26 protein-coding genes and 2 tRNA genes are annotated in these 25227 nt (G+C 64.3%); 24 read left to right on the top strand and 4 right to left on the bottom strand.

Going from position 1 to position 25227, the window contains the following annotated elements; translation table 11 throughout:
• From HNP71_RS02670 to HNP71_RS02680, 3 genes are all read left to right on the top strand, one after another.
• Entirely contained in the window at nucleotides 1-900 is a 900-nt protein-coding gene (locus HNP71_RS02670; protein ID WP_183265319.1) for a CPBP family intramembrane glutamic endopeptidase, read from the top strand.
• A gap of 63 nt (nucleotides 901-963) precedes the next feature.
• Nucleotides 964-1737 (top strand): Crp/Fnr family transcriptional regulator, encoded by a 774-nt coding sequence (locus HNP71_RS02675; RefSeq protein ID WP_183265320.1) that lies wholly within the window; start codon nucleotides 964-966, stop codon nucleotides 1735-1737.
• A 65-nt stretch (nucleotides 1738-1802) separates the two neighbouring features.
• On the top strand, nucleotides 1803-2507 hold the full coding sequence (locus HNP71_RS02680) for a CBS domain-containing protein (RefSeq protein WP_183265321.1): 705 nt from the start codon (nucleotides 1803-1805) through the stop codon (nucleotides 2505-2507).
• Between the two features lie 304 nt (nucleotides 2508-2811).
• Here the strand turns inward: HNP71_RS02680 and ccmB are convergent, their stop codons facing one another.
• Both ccmB and ccmA read right to left on the bottom strand, forming a co-directional pair.
• Nucleotides 2812-3456 carry a heme exporter protein CcmB gene (gene ccmB / locus HNP71_RS02685; RefSeq protein WP_183265322.1) on the bottom strand — a complete coding sequence of 215 codons (645 nt, stop codon included), beginning with the start codon at nucleotides 3454-3456 and terminating at the stop codon, nucleotides 2812-2814.
• On the bottom strand, nucleotides 3453-3968 hold the full coding sequence (ccmA, locus tag HNP71_RS02690; RefSeq protein WP_343062191.1) for a heme ABC exporter ATP-binding protein CcmA: 516 nt from the start codon (nucleotides 3966-3968) through the stop codon (nucleotides 3453-3455). The genes ccmB and ccmA overlap by 4 nt, the downstream gene beginning before the upstream one ends.
• A 140-nt stretch (nucleotides 3969-4108) precedes the next feature.
• On the opposite strand from ccmA, the gene acnA reads away from it, so the two are divergent.
• Together acnA and HNP71_RS02700 are read left to right on the top strand one after the other, a co-directional pair.
• Nucleotides 4109-6799 carry an aconitate hydratase AcnA gene (gene acnA / locus HNP71_RS02695; protein WP_183265323.1) on the top strand — a complete coding sequence of 897 codons (2691 nt, stop codon included), beginning with the start codon at nucleotides 4109-4111 and terminating at the stop codon, nucleotides 6797-6799.
• A gap of 212 nt (nucleotides 6800-7011) precedes the next feature.
• On the top strand, nucleotides 7012-7539 hold the full coding sequence (locus tag HNP71_RS02700; RefSeq protein ID WP_183265324.1) for a CBS domain-containing protein: 528 nt from the start codon (nucleotides 7012-7014) through the stop codon (nucleotides 7537-7539).
• 28 nt (nucleotides 7540-7567) lie between these two features.
• Here the strand turns inward: HNP71_RS02700 and HNP71_RS02705 are convergent.
• Together HNP71_RS02705 and HNP71_RS02710 are read right to left on the bottom strand one after the other, a co-directional pair.
• Nucleotides 7568-7642: transfer RNA gene (locus HNP71_RS02705), tRNA-Val, on the bottom strand.
• A 21-nt stretch (nucleotides 7643-7663) separates the two neighbouring features.
• A tRNA-Val gene (locus tag HNP71_RS02710) sits at nucleotides 7664-7738 on the bottom strand.
• 93 nt (nucleotides 7739-7831) lie between these two features.
• Here HNP71_RS02710 and HNP71_RS02715 point away from each other — a divergent pair.
• The 19 genes from HNP71_RS02715 to bamA all read left to right on the top strand — a co-directional run bounded on the left by HNP71_RS02715 (nucleotide 7832) and on the right by bamA (nucleotide 25212).
• On the top strand, nucleotides 7832-8581 hold the full coding sequence (locus tag HNP71_RS02715; protein WP_183265325.1) for a YebC/PmpR family DNA-binding transcriptional regulator: 750 nt from the start codon (nucleotides 7832-7834) through the stop codon (nucleotides 8579-8581).
• Nucleotides 8578-9075 carry a crossover junction endodeoxyribonuclease RuvC gene (ruvC, locus tag HNP71_RS02720; protein ID WP_183265691.1) on the top strand — a complete coding sequence of 166 codons (498 nt, stop codon included), beginning with the start codon at nucleotides 8578-8580 and terminating at the stop codon, nucleotides 9073-9075. Before HNP71_RS02715 ends, ruvC begins: the two co-directional genes overlap by 4 nt.
• The gene (gene ruvA, locus HNP71_RS02725) at nucleotides 9072-9671 is read left to right on the top strand and encodes a Holliday junction branch migration protein RuvA (RefSeq protein ID WP_183265326.1); all 600 of its coding nucleotides are present in this window, start codon (nucleotides 9072-9074) and stop codon (nucleotides 9669-9671) included. The genes ruvC and ruvA overlap by 4 nt, the downstream gene beginning before the upstream one ends.
• The gene (ruvB, locus tag HNP71_RS02730) at nucleotides 9668-10705 is read left to right on the top strand and encodes a Holliday junction branch migration DNA helicase RuvB (RefSeq protein ID WP_183265327.1); all 1038 of its coding nucleotides are present in this window, start codon (nucleotides 9668-9670) and stop codon (nucleotides 10703-10705) included. Before ruvA ends, ruvB begins: the two co-directional genes overlap by 4 nt.
• Nucleotides 10702-11097: a YbgC/FadM family acyl-CoA thioesterase gene (locus HNP71_RS02735; protein WP_183265328.1), complete on the top strand. Its 396-nt coding sequence runs from the start codon at nucleotides 10702-10704 to the stop codon at nucleotides 11095-11097. Before ruvB ends, HNP71_RS02735 begins: the two co-directional genes overlap by 4 nt.
• A 40-nt stretch (nucleotides 11098-11137) precedes the next feature.
• Nucleotides 11138-11830: a protein TolQ gene (tolQ, locus tag HNP71_RS02740; protein ID WP_183265329.1), complete on the top strand. Its 693-nt coding sequence runs from the start codon at nucleotides 11138-11140 to the stop codon at nucleotides 11828-11830.
• A complete protein-coding gene (gene tolR / locus HNP71_RS02745; protein WP_183265330.1) occupies nucleotides 11831-12265 on the top strand; it encodes a protein TolR in 435 nt (144 codons plus the stop codon). It abuts the gene before it with no gap.
• 22 nt (nucleotides 12266-12287) lie between these two features.
• A complete protein-coding gene (locus tag HNP71_RS14305; RefSeq protein ID WP_183265331.1) occupies nucleotides 12288-13241 on the top strand; it encodes a hypothetical protein in 954 nt (317 codons plus the stop codon).
• 11 nt (nucleotides 13242-13252) lie between these two features.
• Nucleotides 13253-14653 (top strand): Tol-Pal system beta propeller repeat protein TolB, encoded by a 1401-nt coding sequence (gene tolB / locus HNP71_RS02755; protein ID WP_183265332.1) that lies wholly within the window; start codon nucleotides 13253-13255, stop codon nucleotides 14651-14653.
• Between the two features lie 198 nt (nucleotides 14654-14851).
• Nucleotides 14852-15556 (top strand): OmpW/AlkL family protein, encoded by a 705-nt coding sequence (locus HNP71_RS02760; protein ID WP_183265333.1) that lies wholly within the window; start codon nucleotides 14852-14854, stop codon nucleotides 15554-15556.
• Nucleotides 15557-15780: 224 nt separating this feature from the next.
• Complete coding sequence (rpsB, locus tag HNP71_RS02765; protein WP_183265334.1) at nucleotides 15781-16548, top strand: 30S ribosomal protein S2; 768 nt, start codon at nucleotides 15781-15783, stop codon at nucleotides 16546-16548.
• 96 nt (nucleotides 16549-16644) lie between these two features.
• Nucleotides 16645-17532 carry a translation elongation factor Ts gene (gene tsf, locus HNP71_RS02770; RefSeq protein WP_183265335.1) on the top strand — a complete coding sequence of 296 codons (888 nt, stop codon included), beginning with the start codon at nucleotides 16645-16647 and terminating at the stop codon, nucleotides 17530-17532.
• 141 nt (nucleotides 17533-17673) lie between these two features.
• A complete protein-coding gene (gene pyrH / locus HNP71_RS02775; protein WP_183265336.1) occupies nucleotides 17674-18402 on the top strand; it encodes a UMP kinase in 729 nt (242 codons plus the stop codon).
• Between the two features lie 12 nt (nucleotides 18403-18414).
• Entirely contained in the window at nucleotides 18415-18978 is a 564-nt protein-coding gene (gene frr / locus HNP71_RS02780) for a ribosome recycling factor (RefSeq protein ID WP_183265337.1), read from the top strand.
• The gene (gene uppS / locus HNP71_RS02785) at nucleotides 18978-19688 is read left to right on the top strand and encodes a polyprenyl diphosphate synthase (protein WP_183265338.1); all 711 of its coding nucleotides are present in this window, start codon (nucleotides 18978-18980) and stop codon (nucleotides 19686-19688) included. Before frr ends, uppS begins: the two co-directional genes overlap by 1 nt.
• Nucleotides 19672-20487: a phosphatidate cytidylyltransferase gene (locus HNP71_RS02790; protein ID WP_343062193.1), complete on the top strand. Its 816-nt coding sequence runs from the start codon at nucleotides 19672-19674 to the stop codon at nucleotides 20485-20487. Before uppS ends, HNP71_RS02790 begins: the two co-directional genes overlap by 17 nt.
• Complete coding sequence (locus tag HNP71_RS02795) at nucleotides 20478-21641, top strand: 1-deoxy-D-xylulose-5-phosphate reductoisomerase (protein WP_183265340.1); 1164 nt, start codon at nucleotides 20478-20480, stop codon at nucleotides 21639-21641. The genes HNP71_RS02790 and HNP71_RS02795 overlap by 10 nt, the downstream gene beginning before the upstream one ends.
• Nucleotides 21642-21644: 3 nt before the next feature.
• On the top strand, nucleotides 21645-22724 hold the full coding sequence (gene rseP, locus HNP71_RS02800; protein WP_183265341.1) for an RIP metalloprotease RseP: 1080 nt from the start codon (nucleotides 21645-21647) through the stop codon (nucleotides 22722-22724).
• A gap of 115 nt (nucleotides 22725-22839) precedes the next feature.
• A complete protein-coding gene (gene bamA, locus HNP71_RS02805) occupies nucleotides 22840-25212 on the top strand; it encodes an outer membrane protein assembly factor BamA (RefSeq protein ID WP_183265342.1) in 2373 nt (790 codons plus the stop codon).
• Nucleotides 25213-25227: the final 15 nt, after the last annotated feature.

Here is a 25227-nt window from a genome sequence, read left to right on the forward strand (position 1 = left end):
ATGGCGGTGCAGGGCTGGTTGGAACGGGCGGGAAGCAAGCCCGGCTGGTGGCGCGGGCCGAATGGCGTGCGCGTGGGCTGGCGGGCGGTAATGTTTTTGCTTTTGCTCGTGGTCTTCGTTTTTGCGGAAGCGGGGACTGTGTCCCGGTTGTCTTTGCCGCACCCCGCCGCTGGCGTTCTGCTCATGCCGGGATTTGTCGTGTTCAACGAAGCGCTGTTGCTGGTTCCGGCGTTGCTGGCGAGTCTTGTCATGGTACGGCTGGAAGGACGCGCCTTTGCCGTTACCTGCGGGGTGGCCGATGCGCGCCACACGAGGCGCTGCGCCGCCGGGGCAGCCGCCGGGGTTGCCTTGCTGGGGGCGCTGGCATTGGCGTTGCTGCTCTCCGGGCACGCCCATTTGGCCTTGAGCGGGCTGGGGGGGCGAGACATCGCGGCTTACGCAATCATCTGGGCGGCGGTCAGCCTGCTCATCGGCGCCGCCGAGGAATTCGCCTTCCGGGGCTATCTGTTCCAGGCTCTCGGCCGGGGAGGCGTCTGGCCTGCCATAGGCGTTACCAGCCTGCTCTTTGGCGTCGTGCATTACAGCGATATCGGCGAAGGCCTGATCGGCGTGGGCAACGCCGTGCTGGCAGGCGGCATCTTCGCGTTACTCATCCGGCGCACCGGCTCGCTATGGGCGAGCATTGGCCTCCACGGCGGCTGGGATTACGGTGAAAACTTCCTCTTCGGCGCGCATGACAGCGGGCAAGCCTGCGCTTTTACTCTTTTACAACTCTCGCCTGTGGGCGTGCCTTGGCTTTCGGGCGGCGATACCGGCCCGGAAGGCAGCCTTTTGGCCACGGGAATACTGATGGCGGCGGGACTTGCCATATTGCTCTGGCGAAAGGAAGCCTCTGGTTAATCCGTAACCGCAACGTGACCTTTGATATGGATCAACGGCCATATAGTTGTTAGACAAGCGGCTATGACGTCTCTGAACAAGATCACGGATTTCCGGCGCCCGGTGGCCATCAACTTGGCCAACCGCCCGACTGCTTCGAGCTGCGATGATTGCGGAGCCCGCCGCCACGGGCTGTGCGATGCGCTCTCCGATGATGAGGTCGGCTTCCTGGCCCGCGCGGCGCAGCACGTCTCGTTGCAGCCCAATACCGTGTTCATCGAGGAAGGCGAGGCGGCGCTCTATTTCTACAACATCAATTCCGGCAATGTGCGGTTGTTCAAGAGTCTGCCGGATGGCCGCCGCCAGATCACCGGCTTTGCCGGGCCGGGGCATTTCCTGGGCCTCGCCGCCACCACCAAGAACATGTTCTCGGCCGAGACGATGGAGCCGGTGAAGCTCTGCCGTTTCTCCCGCAGTTCCATAGCGGCGGTGTTCGAGGAATTCCCCGTGCTGGAGCGCAAATTGCTGGATGTGGCGATGCACGAGCTGGTGCTCTCCCAGCAGCAGATGCTGCTGCTCGGGCGCAAGACGGCCATCGAGCGCATTGCCAGCTTTCTGCTCTCCTGGGCCGAGCGGCTGGAGATCTGCGCTTCTGGCGCGTTGCCGAAGCCCAATGTCTCCATGCCGCTGCCGCTCTCGCGCACGGATCTGGCCGATTATCTGGGCCTGACCATCGAGACCGTATCCCGCTCGCTCTCCAACCTTAAGCGCGAGGGGCTGATCGATATTCCCAATATACACGAGATTATCCTGCTCCGCCCGCAAGCGCTCTCCGATATCGCCGAAGCCGCCGTTTGACTTGCGTCAAGGTGCGCTTCGCGTTTTAGCGCAAGGAAACATTCATAGTTTCCAAGGAGGATGCCATGAAAGTCTCGGAGCTGATGAGCCGCAACACTGTCTCCGTGCTGCCCAGCACCACGGTTGCGGACGCCGCCCGTATCATGCTGGCCAACCGCGTCAGCGGTCTGCCGGTGTTGGATGAAAAGGGGGCGCTGGTCGGCATCGTCACCGAGGGCGATTTGATGCGCCGTGCCGAGATCGGCACCGACGGCAAGCAGGCCGGCTGGCTGAAATCCCTGCTCATGCCCGCCTCCGTCGCCTCCGATTACGTGGCCACCCATGCCCGCCATGTCAGCGGCGTGATGACCCACAGCCCTGTGTTCGTCACCCCGGGCACGCCGCTCGACGAGGTGGCGCAGCTGATGCTGCGCAAGCACATCAAGCGCCTGCCTGTGCTGGAGGATAACCAGCTCGTGGGCGTGATCAGCCGTGCGGACCTGCTGCGCGTGCTGGCGCGCAAGCTCATCGAAACCCCGGTCGAGTGTTCCGACGAGTCGATCAGCGCCTATATCAAGGCCGAGTTGGAGAAGGCCCGCTGGGCGCCGAAATCTGGCCTGCGCATCAGTGTGGAGAACAAGGTGGTGTCGCTGGATGGCACGATCTTCTCCGACGAGGAGCGTCAGGCTGTGATCGTGATCGCCGAGAATGCCCCCGGCGTGAAGGAAGTGAAGGACAACCTGATCTTTGTCGATCCCGGTTCTGGCCTCGCCTTTCCGCCGGGTAACTGAGCGCGATGGGGCAGCCTGGCACGCTGGGAGCTATAGGAGGGTCTCTCCTGTTGGCGCTGACCGCAGTGTATGCGGACGAGCATTTCGTGGATTTCCCCAGGTTCCCGTTTGGTGGGGAGTTAACCGTCAGCCCCGTTGGTTCGCCACGCGGCGGGTAGGGCTGGCACTGCTTCCGCTCATCGGGGCGGCGGTGCGGGGCGGGGCGTTGCACTGTTCCATGTAGTGTTCCTCTCACTCGCCCTGCTGGTGGTGTATCTTATCTATCTGCAAGCCGTGGATAAGAATTTAGCGCAATAGGTTGTCGTTATTCGGCAGCCGCCCTGAGCGCTGTTCCCGCCCCCAGCGGGGCCAGGGGCAGGGCGGCTGCGAGCATTGCGCCCAGCATGTAGAGCGGCGCGGCCGGATGGGCCGTGGTTACCGCCGATGCCCCAAAAATCAGTGCCGGAATAATCAGCGGCAGGGTGATGAGCGGCATAAGCACCGCCGCCCGGCGCGCGCCCAGGCTTACCGCTGCTGCCATCGTGCCCAGCAGTGACAAAATCATCGTTCCCGGTACGAGGCTGAGCAGCAGCAGCGGGATTTTCGTCTCCGGCATCCGCAACATCACAGCCAGAGGAGCCGCGATGAGCAGCAGCGGCAGCCCGGTGGTGAGCCAATGCACCACCGTCTTGGCAAACGCGACCTCATAGGCCGACAAGCCGGAGAGTAGCAGCAGGTCCAGCGTGCCATCCTCGAAATCGGCACCAAACAGCCGGTCCAGCGGCAAGAGCGCCGCGAGCAGGGCGCAGACCCACACCACCCCGGCGGCGATGCCTGCCAGTATGGCGGGCGAGGGGCCGACGGCGAAGGCAAACAACGTGCCCGCGATGATGAAGAACAGCAGGGCGGCCACGGTATCGGCCCCGTGGCGCAGCGAGAGTTTCAGCTCCCGGGCGATGAGCGCGATCATAATTCCAGCACCTGCATGTCTTTTAGTTCCAGCGGCGTATGGGTGCTGGCGATGATCATGCCGCCCGCCTCGCGATGCGCGGTGCAGAGGTCAGCGAATCGCTGCACCGAGGCGGCGTCCAGCCCGGTGGTGGGTTCGTCCAGCAGCCAGAGCTTGCGCCCGGAGGCCGCGACGCGCGCGATGGCGAGGCGGCGCTTCTGCCCGGCGGAGAGAAACCGCGCGGGCAGGGCGGCGAATTTCTCCAAACCCACGGGTTTCAGCGCGGCTTCCGGCACATGCTCGGCCACTGTCAAAGCGGGTTTCACCGCGTCCAGATGCCCCAGCCAGGCGATGCGCGCGGCGTGAGAGGGTAAATCCCGCACGGCCGGTTCCTCCGCCCAGAGCAACTCTCCGGCCGCGAGCGGGGTCAGCCCGGCCAGGGCGCGCAGCAATGTGGATTTGCCAGCACCATTCCTGCCCCGCAGCAGGAGCATGCCTCCCTCGCTCAGGGTGAAGTCAATCCCCTGTAACACTAGCCTTTCTCCGCGGAAAACCGCGATTTTTCGAGCGGTAAGCAGGTGTAAAAATCCTCATGGCGGAATGGACGGACCGCTGCGGCTATGGTTTAAGCCCTGCGCAATTACAAGCGGCAACAGCAGAAAGGTTCTTGCCCATGACAGCCATCGGTCACGATAGCCTCAAAACCCAGAAAACCCTGAACGTCGATGGCAAGGAGTACAAGTACTTCTCCGTCGCCGAAGCGGCGGCCAAGCTGGGTGACATCTCCAAGCTGCCCAAGACCCTGAAGATCCTGCTGGAGAACGTGCTGCGCTTCGAGAACGGCGCCAGCTACACCACCGAGGACGCCAAGTCGATCATCGAGTGGCAGGAGAAGGCGTCTTCCGCCAAGGAAGTGCCCTTCAAGCCCGCCCGCATCCTGATGCAGGACTTCACCGGCGTGCCGGCCGTGGTTGACCTCGCCGCCATGCGCGACGGCGTGATCAAGCTGGGCGGCAAGCCCGAGAAGGTGAACCCGCTGATCCCGGTTGACCTCGTCATCGACCACTCCGTGATGATGGACTACACCGCGTCCTCCGACGCGCTGAAGAAGAACCTCGAGCTGGAGTTCGAGCGTAACGGCGAGCGTTACCGCTTCCTCCGCTGGGGCCAGGAAGCGTTCGACAACTTCCGCGTCGTTCCGCCCAACACCGGCATCTGCCACCAGGTGAACCTGGAATACCTCGCGCAGGTCGCCTGGACCTCCGAGAATAACGGCTCCACCTACGTTTACCCCGACACCCTGTACGGCACCGACTCCCACACCACCATGGTGAACGGCCTGGGCGTGCTGGGCTGGGGCGTGGGCGGCATCGAGGCCGAAGCCGCGATGCTCGGCCAGCCGATCGCCATGCTGATCCCCGACGTGATCGGCTTCAAGCTGACCGGCAAGCTCTCTGAGGGCGTGACCGCCACCGACCTGGTGCTCACCGTCACCGAGATGCTGCGTAAGAAGAAGGTCGTCGGCAAGTTCGTCGAGTTCTTCGGCGAGGGCCTGGACGAGCTGACGCTCCCCAACCGCGCCACCATCGCCAACATGGCCCCGGAATACGGCGCGACCTGCGGCTTCTTCCCGGTTGACGACCTGACCGTCGACTACCTGAAGCTCTCCGGCCGCACCGAACACCAGATCAAGCTGATCGAAGCCTTCGCGAAGGCCCAGGGCCTGTGGCGCGTCACCGGCGAAGACCCGATCTTCACCGACACGCTGGAACTCGACCTGTCCACCGTTCAGCCGTCCCTGGCTGGCCCGAAGCGCCCGCAGGACCGCGTGCTGCTCAAGGACGCCGCCTCCGCCTTCACCACCGAGCTCACCAAGAGCCTGGGCGTGGCGCCGGAAGCCGTGGACACCAAGGCCAAGGTGGCCGGCACCGATTACGAGATCACCAATGGTGACATCGTGATCGCCGCCATCACCTCCTGCACCAACACCTCCAACCCCTACGTGCTGATGGCCGCCGGCCTCGTCGCCCGCAAGGCGCATGCCCTGGGCCTGACGCCGAAGGCGTGGGTGAAGACCTCGCTGGCCCCCGGCTCGCAGGTTGTGACCGATTACCTGAACAAGGCCGGTGTTTCCGCCGACCTCGACGCCCTGGGCTTCCAGGTCGCCGGTTACGGCTGCACCACCTGCATCGGCAACTCCGGCCCGCTGCCGGACGCCATTGTGGACGCCATCGAGACCAACAAGCTGGTCGCCGTTTCGGTGCTCTCGGGCAACCGTAACTTCGAAGGCCGCGTGCACGCCAATGTCCGCGCCAACTACCTGGCCTCCCCGCCGCTGGTGGTTGCCTACTCCCTGCTCGGTAACATCCGCGAGGACATCACCACCGCGCAGATCGGCACCTCCAAGGATGGCAAGCCGGTGTTCCTGAAGGACATCTGGCCGTCCAACAAGGAAGTCGAGGACGCGGTGCATGCCGACGTGACCCGCGCGATGTTCGTCGAGCGCTACTCGGACGTGTTCAAGGGGCCGAAGCAGTGGCAGGAGATCGAGGTCGCCGGTGGCACCGACACCTACGCTTGGCCGGCTGGTTCCACCTACGTGAAGAACCCGCCCTACTTCCAGGAGATCACGCCCACCCCGCGCGGCGCCGCCGACATCAAGGGTGCCCGCGTGCTGGCTCTGTTGGGTGACTCCATCACCACCGACCACATCTCTCCGGCCGGTAACATCAAGAAGTCCAGCCCTGCCGGTGTGTACCTCACGGAGCACCAGGTCCTGCAGAAGGACTTCAACTCCTACGGTTCCCGCCGTGGTAACGACGACGTGATGGTGCGTGGTACCTTCGCCAACATCCGCATCAAGAACGAGATGATGGGTGGCGCCGAGGGTGGCAACACCAAGTACTATCCGGGTGGCGAGGAGCTCTCCATCTACGACGCCGCCGTGAAGTACAAGAAGGACGGCGTGCCGCTGGTCGTCATCGCCGGCCAGGAATACGGCACCGGCTCCAGCCGCGACTGGGCGGCCAAGGGCACCATGCTCCTGGGCGTGAAGGCCGTGGTGGCCGAGAGCTTCGAGCGTATTCACCGCTCCAACCTCGTCGGCATGGGCGTGCTGCCCCTGCTGTTCAAGGACGGCGTGACCCGCAAGAGCCTGGGCCTGACCGGTGAGGAGACCCTGGACATCGTGGGCCTGGACAAGCTGAGCCCCCGCATGGACCTGACCCTGGTCATCACCCGCGCTGACGGCTCCAAGCAGGAAGTGCCGGTGCTGTGCCGTGTGGATACCGCCGACGAGGTGGAATACTACAAGCATGGTGGCATTCTGCAGTACGTGCTGCGTGGCATGGCCAAGTCTGCCTAAGGCTAAAGGGCAGGGGCCATGCGCCCCCGTCCAAGGAAAACGGCGCCCACGGGCGCCGTTTTTTGTTGCGCAAGTGCATGTTATGTTTGCGTTAAACATCGTTTCTTAACGGTACCGACGCTTGTCAGCGCTCCCATCTCGGACAAAAGCAATGGCGGGAATGTTCCGAGAGCCATGCCACTGAACTGAGTGCCTGCGAGGCGGGGGTATAAATGTCGCAGATTGCATCCATCGTTAGCCTGCTAGCCAATGACGGCATCAGCGGCCCCACATCGGTGGGCCAGCTGCGGTTGTGGGACAAGATCGTCGGGCTGGATGTCCGCACCGGCGATGTCGAACAGGAATTTCTGAACGACCCGGCGCTGCCGGGCTTCATCGTGCATGCCGAACGGCAGATCTTCGGCGTACTCTCGCGCCGCATGCTGCTCACGGCCATCTCTCAGCCCTTCGGGCGCGAGGTGTTCATCAAGCGCCCGCTGCAGGAGCTGGCGCACAAGATGGACACACTCCCCCTGACGCTGAAAGGCAGCACGCTCATTGCCGATGCGCTCAAGCAGTCCATGCGCCGTGACGAGGAACTGCGATTCGAGCCGATTCTCGTGCATACGGGCACGTCGATCGGGCTGCTGGAGATGCATACGCTGATGATCGCGCAAGCCAACCTGCTGGAGGATGCGTTGTCCTCCAAGGGCGTGCTCATCGAGCGCATCAAGGGCATTCTCGGCGGGCGGGTCGCTTGAAGCAGTCTTTGAGCGATTTTGGAAAAGGTGGTGGGCGCGACAGGGATTGAACCTGTGACCCTTCGCGTGTGAAGCGAATGCTCTACCGCTGAGCTACGCGCCCGATATGACACCGGAGAGAAAATGGTGGGCGCGACAGGGATTGAACCTGTGACCCTTCGCGTGTGAAGCGAATGCTCTACCGCTGAGCTACGCGCCCGGTGTGGGGCGCTGCTTAAGGGGGGGCGGCGGGGATGTCAATCTCCCTTCCGGCACCTTCCCGCGCGTAGGGCAAAAATGCTACAGCCCGCCTATGGCTGGACATTCACACGCAAAAAACATCATGCACCGCAAAGGCGCGCAGGACGCCAAGCGGGCACGTATTTACGCCAAGCTCATTCGCGAGATCACCGTGGCCGCGAAAGAGGGGCTGCCCGACCCGAATTTCAACCCGCGCCTGCGTGCCGGCATCGGCGCGGCGCTGAAGGCCAACATGACGCGCGACGCCATCGACCGCGCGATCAAGAAGGCGACCGGGGCAGGGGCGACGGAGAACTACGAATCGGTGCGCTACGAGGGCTATGGCCCGGCTGGTGTGGCCGTTATCGTTGAGGCGCTGACCGATAACCGCAACCGCACCGCCTCGGTGATTCGCTCCGCCTTCAACAAGCATGGCGGCACCATGGGCGAAATCAACTCGGTTGCCTTCATGTTCAACCGCTTGGGCGTGGTGCGCTACCCCGCCGATACCGCCGATGCCGACACCATGCTGGAAGCCGCCATCGAGGCCGGGGCGGATGACGTGGTGAGCGACGAGAACGGCCATGAGGTGCTGGTGGGCATCGATGGCTTCTTCGCTGTGCGTGACGCGCTGGTGCAGAAATTCGGCGAGCCCACCGAGGCGCAGATTGAATGGCGCCCCAACATGACCGTGATGCTGGACGAGGAAAAAGCCTCCTCGGTGCTGAAATTGCTCGACGTGCTGGAAGACGATGACGACGTCCAGAACGTTTACGCCAATTTCGAGGTTCCCGACGAGGTTATGGCGAAGCTCTCCGCCTGATGCGGCTGCTAGGCATTGACCCCGGCCTGCGCTTTACCGGCTGGGGCGTGCTGGAGGCCGAGGGCAACCGTCTGCGCCATGTGGCGGATGGGGTGATCGCGACCGAATCGACGGATGACGTACCCTCCCGCCTGAAGATGCTGGACGATGCCCTGGCGGAAATTCTCGCCCGCTACGCCCCCGCCGAGGCGGCGGTGGAAGAGACCTACGTGAACCGCAACGCCACCGCTACGCTCAAGCTGGGCTATGCCCGCGGCGTGGCGCTGCTGGCCCCGGCGCGGGCGGGGATCCCGGTGTTTGAATACGGAGCCAAGACGGTGAAGATGGCGGTTGTGGGCACGGGCGCGGCAGATAAGGACCAGGTGGGGCAGATGGTGCGCCGTCTGCTGCCCGGCGCCGCGCAAAAGCGCGCCGACGCGGCGGACGCGCTGGCGGTGGCGATCTGCCACGCGCATCACCGCGCCTCGCTGAATGTATGGAAGCGTCCGGCATGATCGCGCGGCTCAGGGGAATTCTCGAAAGCGTTGGCGACTCGAGCTGCGTGATCGACGTGAACGGGGTGGGGTATCTGGTGTTCTGCTCCGCGCGCACGTTGGCGGCGCTGGATCTGGGGGCGGCGGTGAGCATGCTCACCGAGATGCAGGTGCGCGAGGACGCCATCACCCTCTACGGCTTCGGCAGTGCCGCGGAGCGCGACTGGTTCCGCCTGCTTACTACCGTGCAGGGCGTGGGGGCAAAGGTGGCGCTGGGGGTGCTTTCCGCACTTTCGCCGGACCAGCTCATCGCCGCCATTTCCAGTTCCGACAAAGCCGCCCTCAGCCGTGCGCCCGGCGTGGGGCCGAGGCTGGCGACGCGTCTGGTGACCGAGCTGCGCGAGAAGGCTGGGGCCATGCCCGGCGGTGGGGCGGCGGCGTTGCCCCCCGCCACGGGGCTGCGCCACCATGTGGCCGATGCGCTCTCGGCGCTGGAAAATCTCGGCTATCGCCGTGCCGAGGCCGAGGCGGCGCTGCGTAAGGGCATCGAGGCCCATGGCGAGGACGCGCCACTTGAGACGCTGATCCGCGCCGGGCTGAAGGCGCTGGCGAAATGAGCAACGAGGACCGCATCACCTCGGGCGAGCATCTGCCCGATGACGCCGCCGAGGCCGCGCTGCGTCCGCAAACGCTGGACGATTTCACCGGCCAGCAGGCCAGTCGCGAGAATCTGAAGATCTTCATCCAGGCCGCCAAGGCGCGTGGGGAAGCCCTTGATCATGTGCTTCTTCATGGCCCGCCAGGGCTGGGTAAGACCACCCTGGCGCAGATCGTCTCGCGCGAGCTGGGGGTGGGGTTCCGCGCCACTTCCGGCCCGGTGATCCAGAAGTCCGGTGACCTCGCCGCGATCCTGACGAATTTGCAGCCGCGCGACGTGCTGTTCATCGACGAAATCCACCGCCTGCAACCGGCCATCGAGGAAATCCTCTATCCGGCGATGGAGGATTTCCAGCTCGACCTCATTATCGGCGAGGGGCCGGGGGCACGCACCGTGCGCATCGACCTGCCGCCCTTCACCCTGGTGGGGGCCACCACCCGCGCCGGGCTGCTTGCCACGCCGCTGCGGGACCGTTTCGGCATTCCCCTGCGCTTGGTGTTTTACACGCCCGATGAACTGGCGGGCATCGTTATCCGTCTTGCCCAGAAGCTGGGCATGGATCTCTCCTATGAGGGCGCCTACGAGATCGCCAAGCGCTCGCGTGGCACCCCGCGCGTGGCTGGAAGGCTGACCCGCCGTGTGCGCGATTTCGCCGCTGTGGCTGGGGGGGGCACCATCAGCCGCGAGATGGCCGATGCCGCGTTGACGCGGCTGGACGTGGACCAGCGCGGGCTGGATGCGATGGATATCCGCTATCTCAAGCGCTTGGCTGAGCACCATGGCGGTGGCCCGGTGGGGGTGGAGACGCTCGCCGCCGCCCTGGCCGAGGCGCGCGACACGCTGGAGGATGTGGTGGAGCCGTATCTGATCCAAGAGGGGCTGCTGCTGCGGACCTCGCGCGGGCGCATGCTGGGCGACGCTGGCTGGAAGCATCTTGGCTACGTCCCGCCACAGAATCGCCCGGATCAGCTGGATTTACTGCTGCCCGAATGATCTACAGCTACGAAACCCGGATTTATTATCAGGACACCGACGCGGGCGGGATTGTGTATCATGCCAATTATTTGGCCATCGCCGAGCGCGCCCGCACCGAGGCCCTGCGCGAAATGGGCGCGCCGCATGCGGAAATGGTAGCCGAATATGGCGTGATGTTTGTGGTGCATCGCGTCAATTTGCACTATCAGCGGCCCGCGAGGATCGATGAGGTGGTACGCGTGGAAACCGAGTTTGTGGAGATTGGCGGGGCGTCTGTCACGCTTCGTCAAAAATTCTTCCGAGACAGCGACTCGTTGGCTGTGCTTGACCTCGGCCTCGGTTGTGCGCGCGTCTCTGATGGCCGGGCCACGCGCATTCCGCGCGACTGGGCGCGGCGGCTGAAAGTTTAATTGGGGAAATACATTGGACCAAACGGTTACTCAGGCGGCGATGGCCGCGCCCTCCGCGGCGAATCTGTCGCTCCTCGGCCTGTTCCTCCAGGCCGACGTCGTTGTGAAACTTGTGATGCTGATCCTGCTCTTCGCCAGCGTGTGGGTGTGGACGATCATCATCGAGAAGGTGATGACCCTGCGCCGCGTGAACCGCGAGGCGAGCGTGTTCGAGGACGAGTTTTGGTCCGGCGGCAGCCTGGATACGCTGTATGAGCGCGAGGGCGCCGACCCCAGCAACCCGATGGCCGCCGTGTTCGGCGCCGCGATGAGCGAGTGGAAGCGCACCGCGCGCATCGCCGGCTCCGAGATCGGCAAGACCAGCGTGAAGGAGCGGGTGGACCGCGCGATGGGTGTTACCATCATGCGTGAGATGGACCGCCTGGAGCGCTTCATGATCTTCCTCGCCTCCGTTGGCTCCACGGCGCCGTTCATCGGCCTGTTCGGCACGGTGTGGGGCATCATGCACTCGTTCTCGGCCATCGCCGCCATGCACAACACCGACCTCTCAGTCGTCGCTCCGGGCATTGCGGAAGCGTTGTTCGCCACCGCCATCGGCCTTGTCGCCGCCATCCCCTCGGTGCTGGCCTATAACAAGATCTCCAACGATCTCGCCCGCTTCGCGTCGCGGCTCGAAGGCTTCGGCGCCGAGTTCTCGGCCATTCTCTCGCGCCAGTCCGAGGAGCATAAGTAAATGGCCGGCGGGCTGATGGGGCCGGGTAACGGCAAGAAACGCTACCGCCCGATGGCGGAGATCAACGTCACCCCACTGGTGGACGTGATGCTGGTGCTGCTGATCATCTTCATGGTCACGGCGCCGATGATCACGTCCTCGGTGAACGTGAACCTGCCCCAGGCCAACGCCAAGCCGGCCCAGGCCGATGCCAAGCCCATCACCATCACCGTCAACGCCCAGGACCAGATCTTCCTGCAGAACACGCAGGTGGAGTTGAGCAATCTGGTCGCGACGTTGCAGCAGGCCGCGCAGAACAACCCGGATCAGCGCATCTTTGTGCGCGGTGACAAGGATGTCTCTTACGGCGACATGTTGCAGGTGATGGCGACGATCACCCAGGGCGGCTTCACGAAAGTGGCGCTGCTGGCCCAACCGTCCGGCGCCGGCAAGTAAGCCGGCGAGGGGAGTAAGTAATTTGGACCGGGATCTGCGCCGCAGCGCAATCATATCCTCGTTTGTCCACGCCGCGATCATCATCGCGGCGATCGTGACGCTGCCGCTGCAGCCGCTGGACACAAGCGCCGACCAGGACGTGGATGTGGACCTCGTTGGCCCCACCGCGCCGCAGGAGGCGCTGAACACCGGAAAGGTGCCGGCCCCCTCGAACCTGCCCGTGCCGCACCAGGGGCCACTGGCGGTGACGCAGCCGAAGCCGCAGCCCATCGAGGCGCCGCCACCACCACCACCACCACCGCCCCCGGCGCCGGAGCAGAAGCCGAGCCCCACGCCCCCGGCGCCAGCCCCGCCGCCTCCGCCGCCGACGCCGAGCGAGCAGTCCATTCCCATGCCGCCTCCGCCGCCCCGCCCGCCGCAGAAGCAGACGAGCACGGTGCAGCAGCCGCCGCAGAAGCAGCCACCCGAGAAGCAGCCGCCTGCGCCCGCCAAGAGTCCGACGCATCAGCAGCACGTGGTGAAGACCCCGGCGCCGCTGAGCCAGAATGTGCTGAACACGCTGATGAAGCTGCAAGCCCTGCAGAAGCAGACGCAACCGCCGACGCATGTGTACAACCCCGATGCGGGCGGTGCGCCCAATGGCGGTGGAAGCCCTAACAGCACGGCCAATTCCGGGCTTTCCGGCGCTGACCGCGATGCCATCGGCAACCATGTGCGCCCCTGCTGGAGCGTGGATGCCGGCGCGCCGGGTCTCTCGACCTTCAGCGTCATGCTGCTGGTGACGACCGACCCCTCGGGAACGGTGCGCCAGGCGCAGGTGGCGCCGCAGGATCAGGGCAAGATGAGCGATCCGTATTTCAACGCTTATGCAAACCGCGCCATCAACGCGGTAATGAACTACCAGTGCGCCACCTTGCCGCTGCCGTCCTACATGCTGGGTCAGAACCAGACCTTCCTGTTCCACTTCACGCCGTAAGAGGTTTTGTGATGACACGTTTGATACTGCCGCCCTTCTCCCGCCGCCGGATGCTCGGCACCGGGGCCGCGACATTGATCGGTCCGTCCGCCTTCGCGCAGAGCATGCTCGGCGGCGACGCTACCCCCGCCCCGGCGTCGGCGCCCGCCGCGTCCAGCGGCGGCGGTTCCTCCGGCGGTGGTGCCGCCATTAACGTGAGCGGCGCGCAGAACCAGCCGATTCCCATCGCCATTGCGCCGTTCGACGGAGGCTCCAGCACGGGCGCGCAGATCACCAACGTGATCGGCAGCGACCTCACCCATTCCGGGCTGTTCCGGGCGTTGGACCCATCCAGTTTCGTGCCCAACTCCGTGAGTAACGGCACCCCGGTGTGGCAGAACTGGTCCATTCTCGGCGCGCAGGGGCTGGTCACCGGCTCCGTCACCGATGCGGGGGGAGGCCAGCTGCGCGTGGAGTTCCGCCTGTGGAATGTGCAGCAGCAGCAGCAGCTCCAGGGCACGGCCTACACCACCACCGGCGACAACTGGCGCCGTATCGCGCATATCATCGCCGACTCGGTGTACCAGCAGATGATCGGCGAGAAGGGTTATTTCGACTCGCGCGTCGCCTACATCTCCGAGAGCGGCACCACCACGAGCCCGATCCGCCGCCTCGCCATCATGGATTACGACGGTGCGAACAACCAGTTCCTCACCGACGGTTCCTCCATGGCGATCTCGCCGCAATACAACCCGGTGCGCCAGCAGCTCGCATTCGTGAGCTTTCAGCACAACAATCCGCGCGTTTATCTGTTTGACCTGCAGAGCGGCACCACCCGCCTGATCGGCGCTTATGGCGACATGACCATCGGCCCGCGCTTCTCGCCGGACGGCAACTCGCTGCTGATGTCGGTCTCGCGTAACGGTGGGGCTGCCATTGTCAAGGTTGGCCTGGGCGGTGGCGGAATGCAGGAGCTGACCGATTACTCGTCGATCAACGTGACGCCCTGCTTCTCGCCGGATGGTTCGCAGATCGCCTTCAACTCCGACCGCGACGGCAATCAGCAGCTCTTCGTGATGAATGCCGATGGTTCGGGCGCCAAGCGCATCTCCTACGGCCCTGGCCGTTATGCCGAGCCGTCCTGGTCGCCGCGGGGGGATCTTATCTCGTACACCTTCTGGGGTTCGGGTGGCTTCTCCATCGGTGTGATGGCGCCGGATGGCACGGGCGAGCGAATCCTCACCCAAGGCTTCCTGGTCGAGAACTCGACGTTCTGCCCCAATGGCCGCGTTATCATGTTCGACAGGCAGAATCCAACCGGCAGCGGCCATGATTCCCGCTTGGTCTCCATTGGCATCGACGGGTTCAACGAGCAGGTGGTCGATACCCCGACCTATGCCTCTGACCCTTCGTGGGGCCCGCTGCTGGCCTGAGAAAGCCTACTAAGACGATGCAAAACCGGGCCTTTGAGCCCGGTTTTTTAATGCCTTTTAAGGTTCATCGAAAATGCAACTTTTGTTGCATAATTGCAACAGGCTTTGCGGCATCTAGGAAATTTGTTCCAGATCAAAGAGTAGGCCTGGGGGGGCGCCTATCCGGGGCTTGTTCACCAATTACGGGAGCCTAATGTTATGAAGACCACGTTCCGTACGGTTGCCGCCGCTGCCCTGCTGGCCGGCACCGCTTTTACCCCCGCCCTTGCTCAGAGCGCTCCGGGCTATGTCGACCCCAGCCACTACGACATCCTCAATGGCCCCACCGGCTACGAGGCTGGCAATATCCTGGTCCATCTGAGCGTTATCGGCGTGCTCCCGGAAGACGTTAGCAGCCATGTCAATGTGCATAACGGCCCCACGCTCTCGGGCTACAACGTTCATGCCAGCGACGGCATCTCCCCTGAGCTGGATGCCTCCTACTTCATCACCAAGAACCTGTCTCTGCAGCTGATCGCGGCCACCAGCCGCCATACCCTGTCGATCAACAATGGTGGCGTGGCTCAGACCCTGGGTTCCGCCTGGGTGCTGCCGCCCACGCTGACCGCGCAGTGGCACTTCCCGCAGATCGGCATCATCCGTCCCTACATTGGCGCTGGTATCACCGTGGCGTTCTTCTACGGCATCAGCCCGAAGAACGGCGACGCGCTCGGCCTGCGCACCGCTGTCGGCCCGGCTGCCGATATTGGCTTCGACATTCCGCTCTCCGGCAACTGGACCGCGAACGTGGACGTGAAGCAGATGTTCCTGCCGGTTTCCGCGCGCATCAACCATGGTGCCGTCCGTGCGAACGATGGCCTGGACCCGACCGTCGTCGGCTTCGGTGTTGGTTACAAGTTCTAAGCCTTTCAGGCTTGAGCGATGGGAAAGGGCGGCCCCAGAGGCCGCCTTTTTTCGTTTGCGCCTTGTCTTTTGCCGCGTTTTGCGCCATATGCCGCCCCGCTCGCATGGTGTGGGCAAATTCACACGCGGGGGCCTTTCCTGGGGAAGCCCAAAAGGTCCGGTGCCGTAAGGTACTTCCCCCGCGGAGGATATAACCGGATCATATATAGGAAAGAGAACTGCCAATGGCACTTCCCGACGTTTCCCTGCGCCAGCTGCTCGAAGCCGGCGTGCATTTCGGCCACAACACCCGCCGCTGGAACCCGCGCATGGCGCCGTATTTGTTCGGCGTGCGCAACCAGGTCCACATCATCGACCTGCAGCAGACCGTTCCCCTGCTGGAGCGCGCCCTGAAGCAGGTGCGTGACGTGACCGCCGCCGGTGGCCGCGTGCTGTTCGTGGGCACCAAGCGCGCCGCTGCTGACTACGTGGCCGAAGCCGCGCAGCGTTGCGGCCAGTACTACGTGAACCACCGTTGGCTCGGCGGCATGCTGACCAACTGGAAGACCATCACCGGCTCCATCAAGCGCCTGCGCCAGATGGACGAGCTGCTCGCCGGCGAGACCCAGGGCTATTCCAAGAAGGAAGTCCTGAACATGACGCGCGACCGCGAGAAGCTGGAGCGCGCTCTGGGTGGCATCAAGGACATGGGCGGCCTGCCGGACGTCCTGTTCATCATCGACACCAACAAGGAGAAGCTGGCGGTCGAGGAAGCCAACAAGCTGGGCATCCCGGTCATCGCCATCCTCGACTCCAACTCCGACCCCGCTGGCGTGACCTATCCGGTGCCGGGCAATGACGACGCGATCCGCGCCATCACCCTGTATTGCGACCTGGTCGCCGGCGCTGTACTGGACGGCATCTCCGCCGAGCTGGGCTCCGCCGGGATCGACCTGGGCGAGGCGGCTGAGCCGATCCTCGACGCCGCGCCGGAAACCGAGGCGCAGGCCTGATTTTATCCGGGCGCCCATGCGGTGCCCGGCCAAAACCGAATATCGCGCGCGGGGGTGGTGAGCCCTCGCGCGTAAACGCATCAAAGGAGCAGACACATGGCTGAGATTACCGCCGCCCTGGTGAAGGAACTGCGCGACACGACTGGCGCGGGCATGATGGATTGCAAGAAGGCGCTGACCGAGACCAATGGCGACAAGGAAGCCGCCATCGACTGGCTGCGCAAGAAGGGCCTGGCCGCCGCCGCAAAGAAGTCCGGCCGCGTGGCTGCCGAGGGGCTGGTGGGTGTCGCCCTGGGCGCTGGCAAGGTCGCCATGGTCGAGGTGAACTCCGAGACCGACTTCGTCGCTCGTAACGAGGCCTTCCAGAACTATGTCGAGACCGTCGCCAAGGTCGCGCTCGAAGTGGGCGAGGACGTGGAGGCCCTGAAGGCCGCCGCCTATCCCGGCACCGGCCGCACCGTGGCCGAAGAGGCCGTGAACCTGGTCGCCACCATCGGCGAGAACATGAATGTGCGCCGCGTCGCCGTCATTTCCGCCCCGGTTGTTGGCACCTACATCCACGGCGCGCTGAAGCCGGGCCTGGGCAAGATCGGCGTGATTGTCGGCCTGACCGGCGCTGACGAGCAGCTGGCCCGCCAAATTGGCATGCATGTGGCCGCCACCCGCCCGGACGCGCTGTCCGTCGCCGAGGTGGACCCCGCCGCTCTGGAGCGCGAGAAGAACGTGCTGATGGATCAGGCCCGCGCCTCCGGCAAGCCGGAAGCCATCATCGAGAAGATGGTCGAAGGCCGCGTGAAGAAGTACTACGAGGACGTGGTGCTGCTCGAGCAGGTCTGGGTGCATGACGGCGAGAGCAAGGTGAAGGACGTTGTGAAGAAGGCTGGCGCCGAGCTGACCCGCTTCGTGCGCTTCACCTTGGGCGAGGGCATTGAGAAGGAAGTCACGGACTTCGCGGCCGAAGTGGCGGCTGCGGCCGGGGTTTAACCCGTCCTTCAACTAGACTAAACCAGGGGCGGTTCGGGCATTTTGCTGGAACCGCCCTTTGTGTGCGATCATTCCGCGCCAGACCCGATTCGGGGTGGCCTGGACTGTGAATCGCCCACCAAGAACTGTATGAGCGAGGCCATGAACCCGATTCCCATCTATAAGCGTGTGCTGCTGAAGGTTTCCGGCGAGGCCCTGATGGGCAATCGCGATTACGGGTTAGATACCGATACCGTGAATGCCATCGCCTCTGATGTGCGCGATGTGGTGGCCATGGGCGTGGAAGTCTGCCTGGTCATCGGCGGCGGCAATATCTTCCGTGGCGTGGCCGGAGCGGCGGCGGGCATGGATCGTGCCCAGGCCGACTACATGGGCATGCTCGCCACCGTGATGAACGCGCTGGGCATGCAGAGCGCGCTGGAGAAGAAGAATGTGCCGACTCGGGTGCAGTCCGCCATCCCCATGGAGTCGGTCTGCGAGCCCTATATTCGCCGCCGCGCCATGCGGCACATGGAAAAGGGCAGGGTGGTGATCTTCGCCGCCGGCACCGGCAACCCGTTCTTCACCACAGACACCGCTGCCGCCCTCCGCGCCGCCGAGATGAACTGCGACGCAATGCTCAAGGGCACCCAGGTGGACGGCGTGTACTCCGCCGACCCGCGCAAGGTGAGCAATGCCGAGCGCTACGAGGAACTGACCTATCTAGACGTACTGGCGCGCGACCTGAACGTGATGGATGCCTCCGCCATCTCGCTCTCACGCGAGAACCACCTGCCGATCATCGTTTTCAACATCCATGCGCCGGGGGCGTTCGCCGCCGTCATGCGCGGCGAGGGCCGCTTCACCCGGATCACGGAACCGCAGGCTTAAGGAATACCAAGAATGGCTGATTTCGCTGACATCAAATCCGATCTCACCCGCCGCATGGATGGCGCGCTGGACGCGCTGAAGCGCGAGTTCGGCGGCCTGCGCACGGGCCGCGCTTCTCCGGCCCTGCTGGAGCCGGTGAAGGTCGAGTGCTACGGCTCGCTGATGCCGATCAACCAGGTTGCCACCATCGCGGTGCCGGAAGCCCGCATGATCACCGTCCAGGTGTGGGACCGCTCCATGATCAATTCCGTGGTCGCCGCCGTGCGTGATTGCGGGCTGGGGCTGAACCCGCAGCCCGATGGCCAGCTCATCCGCGTGCCGCTGCCGGTGCTCACCGAGGAGCGCCGTATCGAGCTGGTGAAGGCCGCAAATAAATACGCCGAGGGTGCGCGCATCGCCGTGCGCGGCGTGCGCCGCGACGGCATGGAGCAACTTAAGGCGCTGCTGAAGAAGTCCGAGATCTCGGAAGACGAGGAGCGCAACCACGCCGACGAGGTGCAGAAGCTCACCGACGGCTACATCAAGCGCATCGACGACGCCTTCGCCGAGAAGGAAAAGGACATCCGCCAAGTCTGATGTCTGGCTCCGCATCTCATCCCATCCCGCGCCATGTCGCCGTTATTATGGACGGCAATGGCCGCTGGGCGGCTGCCCGGGGCTTGCCGCGCGTCGCCGGGCACCGGGAAGGTGCCAAGGCCGTGCGCCGCATCATCGAGGCGGCGATCGACCTTGGGGTGAGCTATCTCACGCTCTTCGCCTTCTCCTCGGAGAACTGGCGGCGGCCGGCCGAGGAGGTGACCGATCTCACCTTTCTGCTGAAGCATTACCTGCGCGGCGAACTGAACGAGATGCATGAGCAGGGCGTGCAGCTGAAGGTGATCGGCGAGCGGGAGCGCTTCGGCCCCAATCTGGCCGGTGAGTTGGAGACGGCCGAGACGAAAACCGCAGCCAATACCAAGCTGACGCTGGTGATGGCGCTCTCCTATGGCGGACGAGCGGATATCGTGGCCGCTGCCCGCCGGGCAATGCAGGCCGGGGTGCAGCCGGAGGAGCTAACCGAGCAGGTATTCGCCGGCTTCCTCTCTACCGCCGGTATCCCGGATCCCGATCTGCTGATCCGCACCTCGGGCGAGGAGCGTATCTCCAACTTCCTGCTCTGGCAGCTTGCCTATGCCGAGCTGGTTTTTACTCCTGTGTTGTGGCCCGATTTTGGCCCCAAGGACTTTGCAGAGGCGTTGAGTGAATATGCCAAGAGGGAGCGGCGCTTTGGTGCACGCCCTGTCTGACGTGCCGCGCAAGGCGGCAAACAACCGTTGGTCCGACCTTTCAGTCCGCGCCGCCTCGGCGCTGGTGCTGGGGCCGGTGGCACTGTTTTGCGTCTGGCATGGCGGGGTGGCCTGGGCGGGGCTGATCCTCGTCGCCATGGCCGGGCTGGGCTGGGAGTGGGGGCAGCTGGCGGGCGTCGCCAAGCCGGTGGCGCTCACCGCGCTGATGGCCGTGCTCTGGGCCTATGGCATGCTGTTCGGTCTCGGCGGTGCGCTGTTGAATGTCATCTGGGTTACCGGGCTGATCTGGTATTTGTATAAAAGCCGGTTCGCGGGCCTCGGCGTGCCTTATGCGGCCATTGGCGGGTTGTGCCTGCTGTGGCTGCGGCTGCGCCCCGAGGCTGGGTTGGCGGATACGGCGTTTCTCGTGCTGGTGGTCTGGGGCACCGATATCGGTGCCTATGCCGTCGGGCGGCTGCTTGGCGGGCCGAAGCTGGCGCCAAAAATTTCGCCCGGCAAAACTTGGAGCGGCTCGGCCGGCGGGTTGCTGATCGGTGCCGGTGCTGGCGCGATGCTGGCCCTGTGGTTGCGGGAAGCACCCGCGCAGGCCTTTGCCGCCGGGTTGGTGCTGAGCCTGTGTGCCCAGGCCGGGGATTTGCTGGAAAGCGCGATCAAGCGCAGACTGGGCGTTAAGGATTCCGGCCGTACGATCCCCGGTCACGGGGGGCTGTTCGACCGGCTGGATGGATTTCTTGCGGCGGGGCCGGTGGCGGCACTGCTGGCATTCTGCGTACATGGAGGCGTGCCATTATGGGGGTAAAGCGGCTAACAATCCTCGGGTCCACTGGCAGCGTCGGGACACAGACGCTTGATCTGGTGGCGGAAAATCCAGAGGCTTATGCCGTCTGTGCCCTGATTGGCGGGCGTAACGTGACGCTGCTGGCGGAGCAGGCGAAGCAGTTCCGGCCTGAGGTCACCGTCATCTCCGACGAATCGCTACTTGGCGAGTTGCGCGACGCCCTGTCCGGCACCGGTCTGGCCTGTGCCGCCGGGCGCGAGGCGGTGCTGGAAGCCGCTGGCCGCCCCGTGGACTGGACCATGGCGGCCATTACCGGCGTGGCGGGTCTGGAGCCGACGCTGGCGGCGGTGAAGCATGGCGGCACCATCGCGTTTGCCAATAAAGAGGCGCTGGTCTCGGCGGGAGATATTTTTCTCCGCGCCGTGAAGGCGGCGGACGCCACGCTGTTGCCGGTTGATTCCGAGCATAACGCCATTTTTCAGGCGATGGCCGACGGCAATACCAAGGCCATCGACAAGATTGTGCTCACCGCCTCGGGCGGGCCGTTCCGCAGCCACACGCTGGAGGAGATGCGCGGCATCACCCGCGAGGCGGCGTTGCGACATCCAGTGTGGTCGATGGGCGCGAAGATCTCCATCGACAGTGCGACGATGTTCAATAAAGGCCTCGAAGTGATTGAGGCCGCAAGACTTTTTGAACTACCCTCGGAGCAGATCGAGGTGCTGGTGCATCCGCAGTCGATCGTCCACGGTATGGTTTATTACGCCGATGGCTCGGTCCTGGCGCAACTCGGCTCGCCCGATATGCGCGTGCCCATCGCCCATGCTCTGGCTTGGCCCTCGCGCATCGCCACCCAGTCGCCGAGGCTCGACCTCGTGGCGGCGGCGAAGCTGGAATTCCAGGCCCCGGACGAGGTGCGTTTCCCGGCGTTGCGTCTGGCGCGCGAGGCGTTGACGGCGGGCCACGGCGCGCCGACGGTGCTGAACGCGGCCAACGAGATCGCCGTGGCGGCGTTCCTGGAGAACCGGATCGGGTTCCTGGACATCGCCCGAATCGTCGAGACGGTGATGACCAAGTTCGGCGCACCGCCGACGGATGACCTTGCCGCCGTGCTGCTGCTGGACGAAGCCGCCCGGGCCGCCGCCACGGCGCTCGCCGGCGCAAGGGCCGCCTAGCCCATGTGGGACACGCTGCGAACCGGCCTGGCCTTCGCTGTCGATATCGGCGTGCTGATCTTCGTACATGAGCTGGGGCATTATCTCGCCGCCCGCAGCCAGGGGGTGACGGTGGAGGTCTTCTCCATCGGCTTCGGCCCGGCCATGGCCAAATGGACGGCGCGCTCCGGCACGGTGTGGCAGGTCTGCGCCCTGCCGCTCGGCGGCTATGTGAAGATGCAGGGCTGGGGCGAATCGGAGGATACCGCACTCAAGACGCCCGGCTCCTTCGCCGGTGCCTCGCTGGCCTCGCGCGCGTTCATTGTCGCGGCTGGGCCGCTGGCCAATTTGCTGCTGGCCTTCGTGTTGTTCTCCGGGCTGTATATGGCCGTCGGGCGGGTCGTCACCCAGCCGGTGCTCTCCGAGATCCAGCCCAACTCCCCCGCGGCGGCGGCGAATCTACAGCCGGGCGACAGGGTGCTGGATATCGGCGGCACCGCCATCTCCGATTTCAGCCAGCTCCAGCAGATCGTGGCGGAACACCCAGACACGGTGCTGGATTTCACCATCGCGCGTGGCGACACGCAGTTCACTGAACCTGTGCAACTCGGCTCCGTCTCGGCGGAGGGCGAAACCGCCGGGCGGCTTGGCGTCATCGGCAAGCAGTCGCAGTTGCAGCGCTATAGCCCGCCTGCCGCCATCGTCGCGGGCGGGCAGGAGACAGTTTCGCAGATTCGTGGCTGGTTCTCCATGCTCGGGCAACTGGCGGTGCATCACCAGGGGCTGAAGGATCTGGCCGGGCCGCTGGGCATCATCCAGATCACCGGCGAGGCGGCGGCGCTGGGCTTCGTTACCTTCGTTAATCTCGTCGCCATCATTTCCATCAATCTCGGTCTGGTGAACCTGATCCCGATTCCGGTGCTCGATGGCGGGCATTTGCTCTCCTACGTGGTGGAGGCCGTGCTGCGCCGCCCGCTCTCGGCGGCAGTGCGGGAAGGGGCGATGCGCTTTGGCGCCGCCATTCTGCTCCTGCTGATCCTGTTCGTGACGTTTAACGATTTAACGCGGCTGGGAACGGTCGCCTGGTTCTCGCATTTACTTTAGGGAAACGCGAGGGGCGGGCCTTGCGCACCTTGCCCGGAGGCGTTTCGCATGCCAAACGCCCGAGACAGAAGATTCCCCCGGCGCGCCGGGCTTTGATTGGTTTGGGAGATATCGATTGCTTAAGCCGCGCTCCGTCCTTCTGGCATCCGTCTGCCTGCTGCCGGCTTTGCTGGCGCCGAGCCCGAACTGTGTCGCGAGGGCGCAGGTGGCGCCCGCCGCAGTGCCGGCTGGCGGGGTGATCCAGGCCATCGATGTCTCCGGTAACCACCGTATCGATAGCTCGACCATCACATCCTACATGGTGGTGCAGGTGGGCGATCGGTTCGACCCTCAGCGCATCAATGAGTCGCTGAAGACCCTGTACGCCACCGGGCTGTTCAAAACGGTGAACATCACGCGCGACGGCAGCACCCTGAACGTGAACGTGGTTGAGAACCCGACGGTCAACCAAGTGCTGTTCGCCGGCAACAAGACCGTGGAGGACAAGGACGCCAAGGCCGCGATCAGCCTGAAGCCGCGCTCGGTGTTCACGCTTCAGGCGGTGGAGGCGGACCGGCAGGCGATCCTGGGCCTGTATGCCAAGAAGGGGCATTACAACGCCACCGTCACGCCGAAGATCATCGAGCTGCCGGATAACCGCGTGAACGTGGTGTTCAACTGCACCGACGGCAGCGAGACCACCGTCAGCCAAATCACCTTCATCGGCAATAACAGCTTCAGCCAGGGCACCCTGAAGGATGTCGTCTCCACGCGCGAATCCGCTTGGTGGCGGTTCTTCTCCAGCTCGGATGAGTACAGTGCCGAACGTATCCAGTACGACGAGTACCTGCTGCACAAGTTCTACCTGCACAAGGGGTACGCGGACTTCCAGATCCTCAGCGCCAATGCAAATCTGAGCCCGGACCGCAAGTCGTTCTATCTGACCTACATCGTCTCCGAGGGGCCGCGTTACAAGGTGGGTTCCGTTACCGTCACCTCCAACATCCGCACGCTCACCAGCAAGGAGCTGCGCGGGCTGGTGCCGCTCTCGGCTGGGGATTGGTTCGACGGCGACGCGCTGCAGGAAGGCGTCGACGCGCTGAACAAACGCGCCCTCGACCTTGGCTACGCCTTCGCCCAGGTGAACCCGCAGGTGCATACCGATCCCACGACCAAGAAGATCGATATCACCCTCAACGTGGTCAATGGGCCGCATGTTTACATCCAGCGCATCGACATCACCGGCAACACCCGTACCGAGGATAAGGTCATCCGCCGCGAGCTGACCGTGGCCGAGGGCGATGCCTACAACCAGAGCAAGATCGACGACTCCACCCGCCACCTGAAGAATCTCGGGTTCTTCAAGGACGAAAAGTTCTCCACGAGCCCCGGCACCACGCAGCAGCAGGTTGTGCTCAACACCCAGGTTACCGAGCAGGCCACCGGCCAGTTCTCGCTGGGCGGCGGTTACTCCTCCAGCCTTGGGGCGCTGCTCAATACCGGCCTCAGCCAGAACAACTTCATCGGCACCGGCGTCAACGCCTCCGTCAACGCGATGATCGCCCAGCGTGGCACGCAGATTAACCTTGGTGTCACCGACCCGTATTTCCTCGACCGCAACTTGATCGCGGGCGTGGACATCTTCCGTACGGTCACGGACTCCTACACTGGTACCGGGCAGTCCTACTCCTATGCCGAAAGCAGCATGGGCGCCGATGTCCGCCTTGGTTACCGCTTCAACGATTACGTGAGCCAGAACTTTACCTATACGTTCAGCCGCCGCGATCTTTACAATATCCCGACGACGAGCAGCGCCAACATCTACCTGCAGAACGAGCAGGGCGTGACCACCTTGTCGCAGCTCAGCCAGACGCTAAGCTTCGATTACGTGGATGACGACCAGCACCCCACCTCCGGCCTGCTGCTGCGTCTCACCACTGATTTCGCCGGTGCGGGCGGGTCGGCCAAGTACGTCCGCTTCAGCCCGGATGTCGCCTATTACATCCCGCTCGAACATGTGTTCGGCAACAAGGCCTGGGTGATGAAGCTCTCCGGTACGGCCGGTTATCTCGCGGAGATAGAGGGCTACAAGACCAAAATCCAGGACAACTTCTTCCTTGGTGGCGACAATCTGCGCGGCTTCGCCGATGGCGGCGTCGGCCCCTATGCCGAGCCAGTCACGGTGGGCGGCGTGCAGAAGAGCTACGGCGGCCAGATCGGCGGCCGATATATGTGGACGGCGTCGGCGGAAATGCATTTCCCGCTGCCCGTTTCGCCCGATCTCGGCGTCTCCGGCTTCGCGTTTGTCGATGCCGGTTCGCTCTGGGGCGCGCGCGCGGTCCAGGGTTATCCGCTGCTCGATTATTCGGGACCGCGTGTCTCCGCGGGTGTCGGTGTGTCCTGGAACACCCCGTTCGGCCTGATCAACCTCTCTTTGGCGGACCCGTTTATCAAGAAGCCGGGTGACCAGACCCAGCAATTCCGCATTTCCTTCGGAACGCAGTTCTAATTCTTTTTGCTACGA

The sequence above is a fragment of the Acidocella aromatica genome, from assembly GCF_014201825.1.
Lineage (GTDB): Bacteria > Pseudomonadota > Alphaproteobacteria > Acetobacterales > Acetobacteraceae > Acidocella > Acidocella aromatica.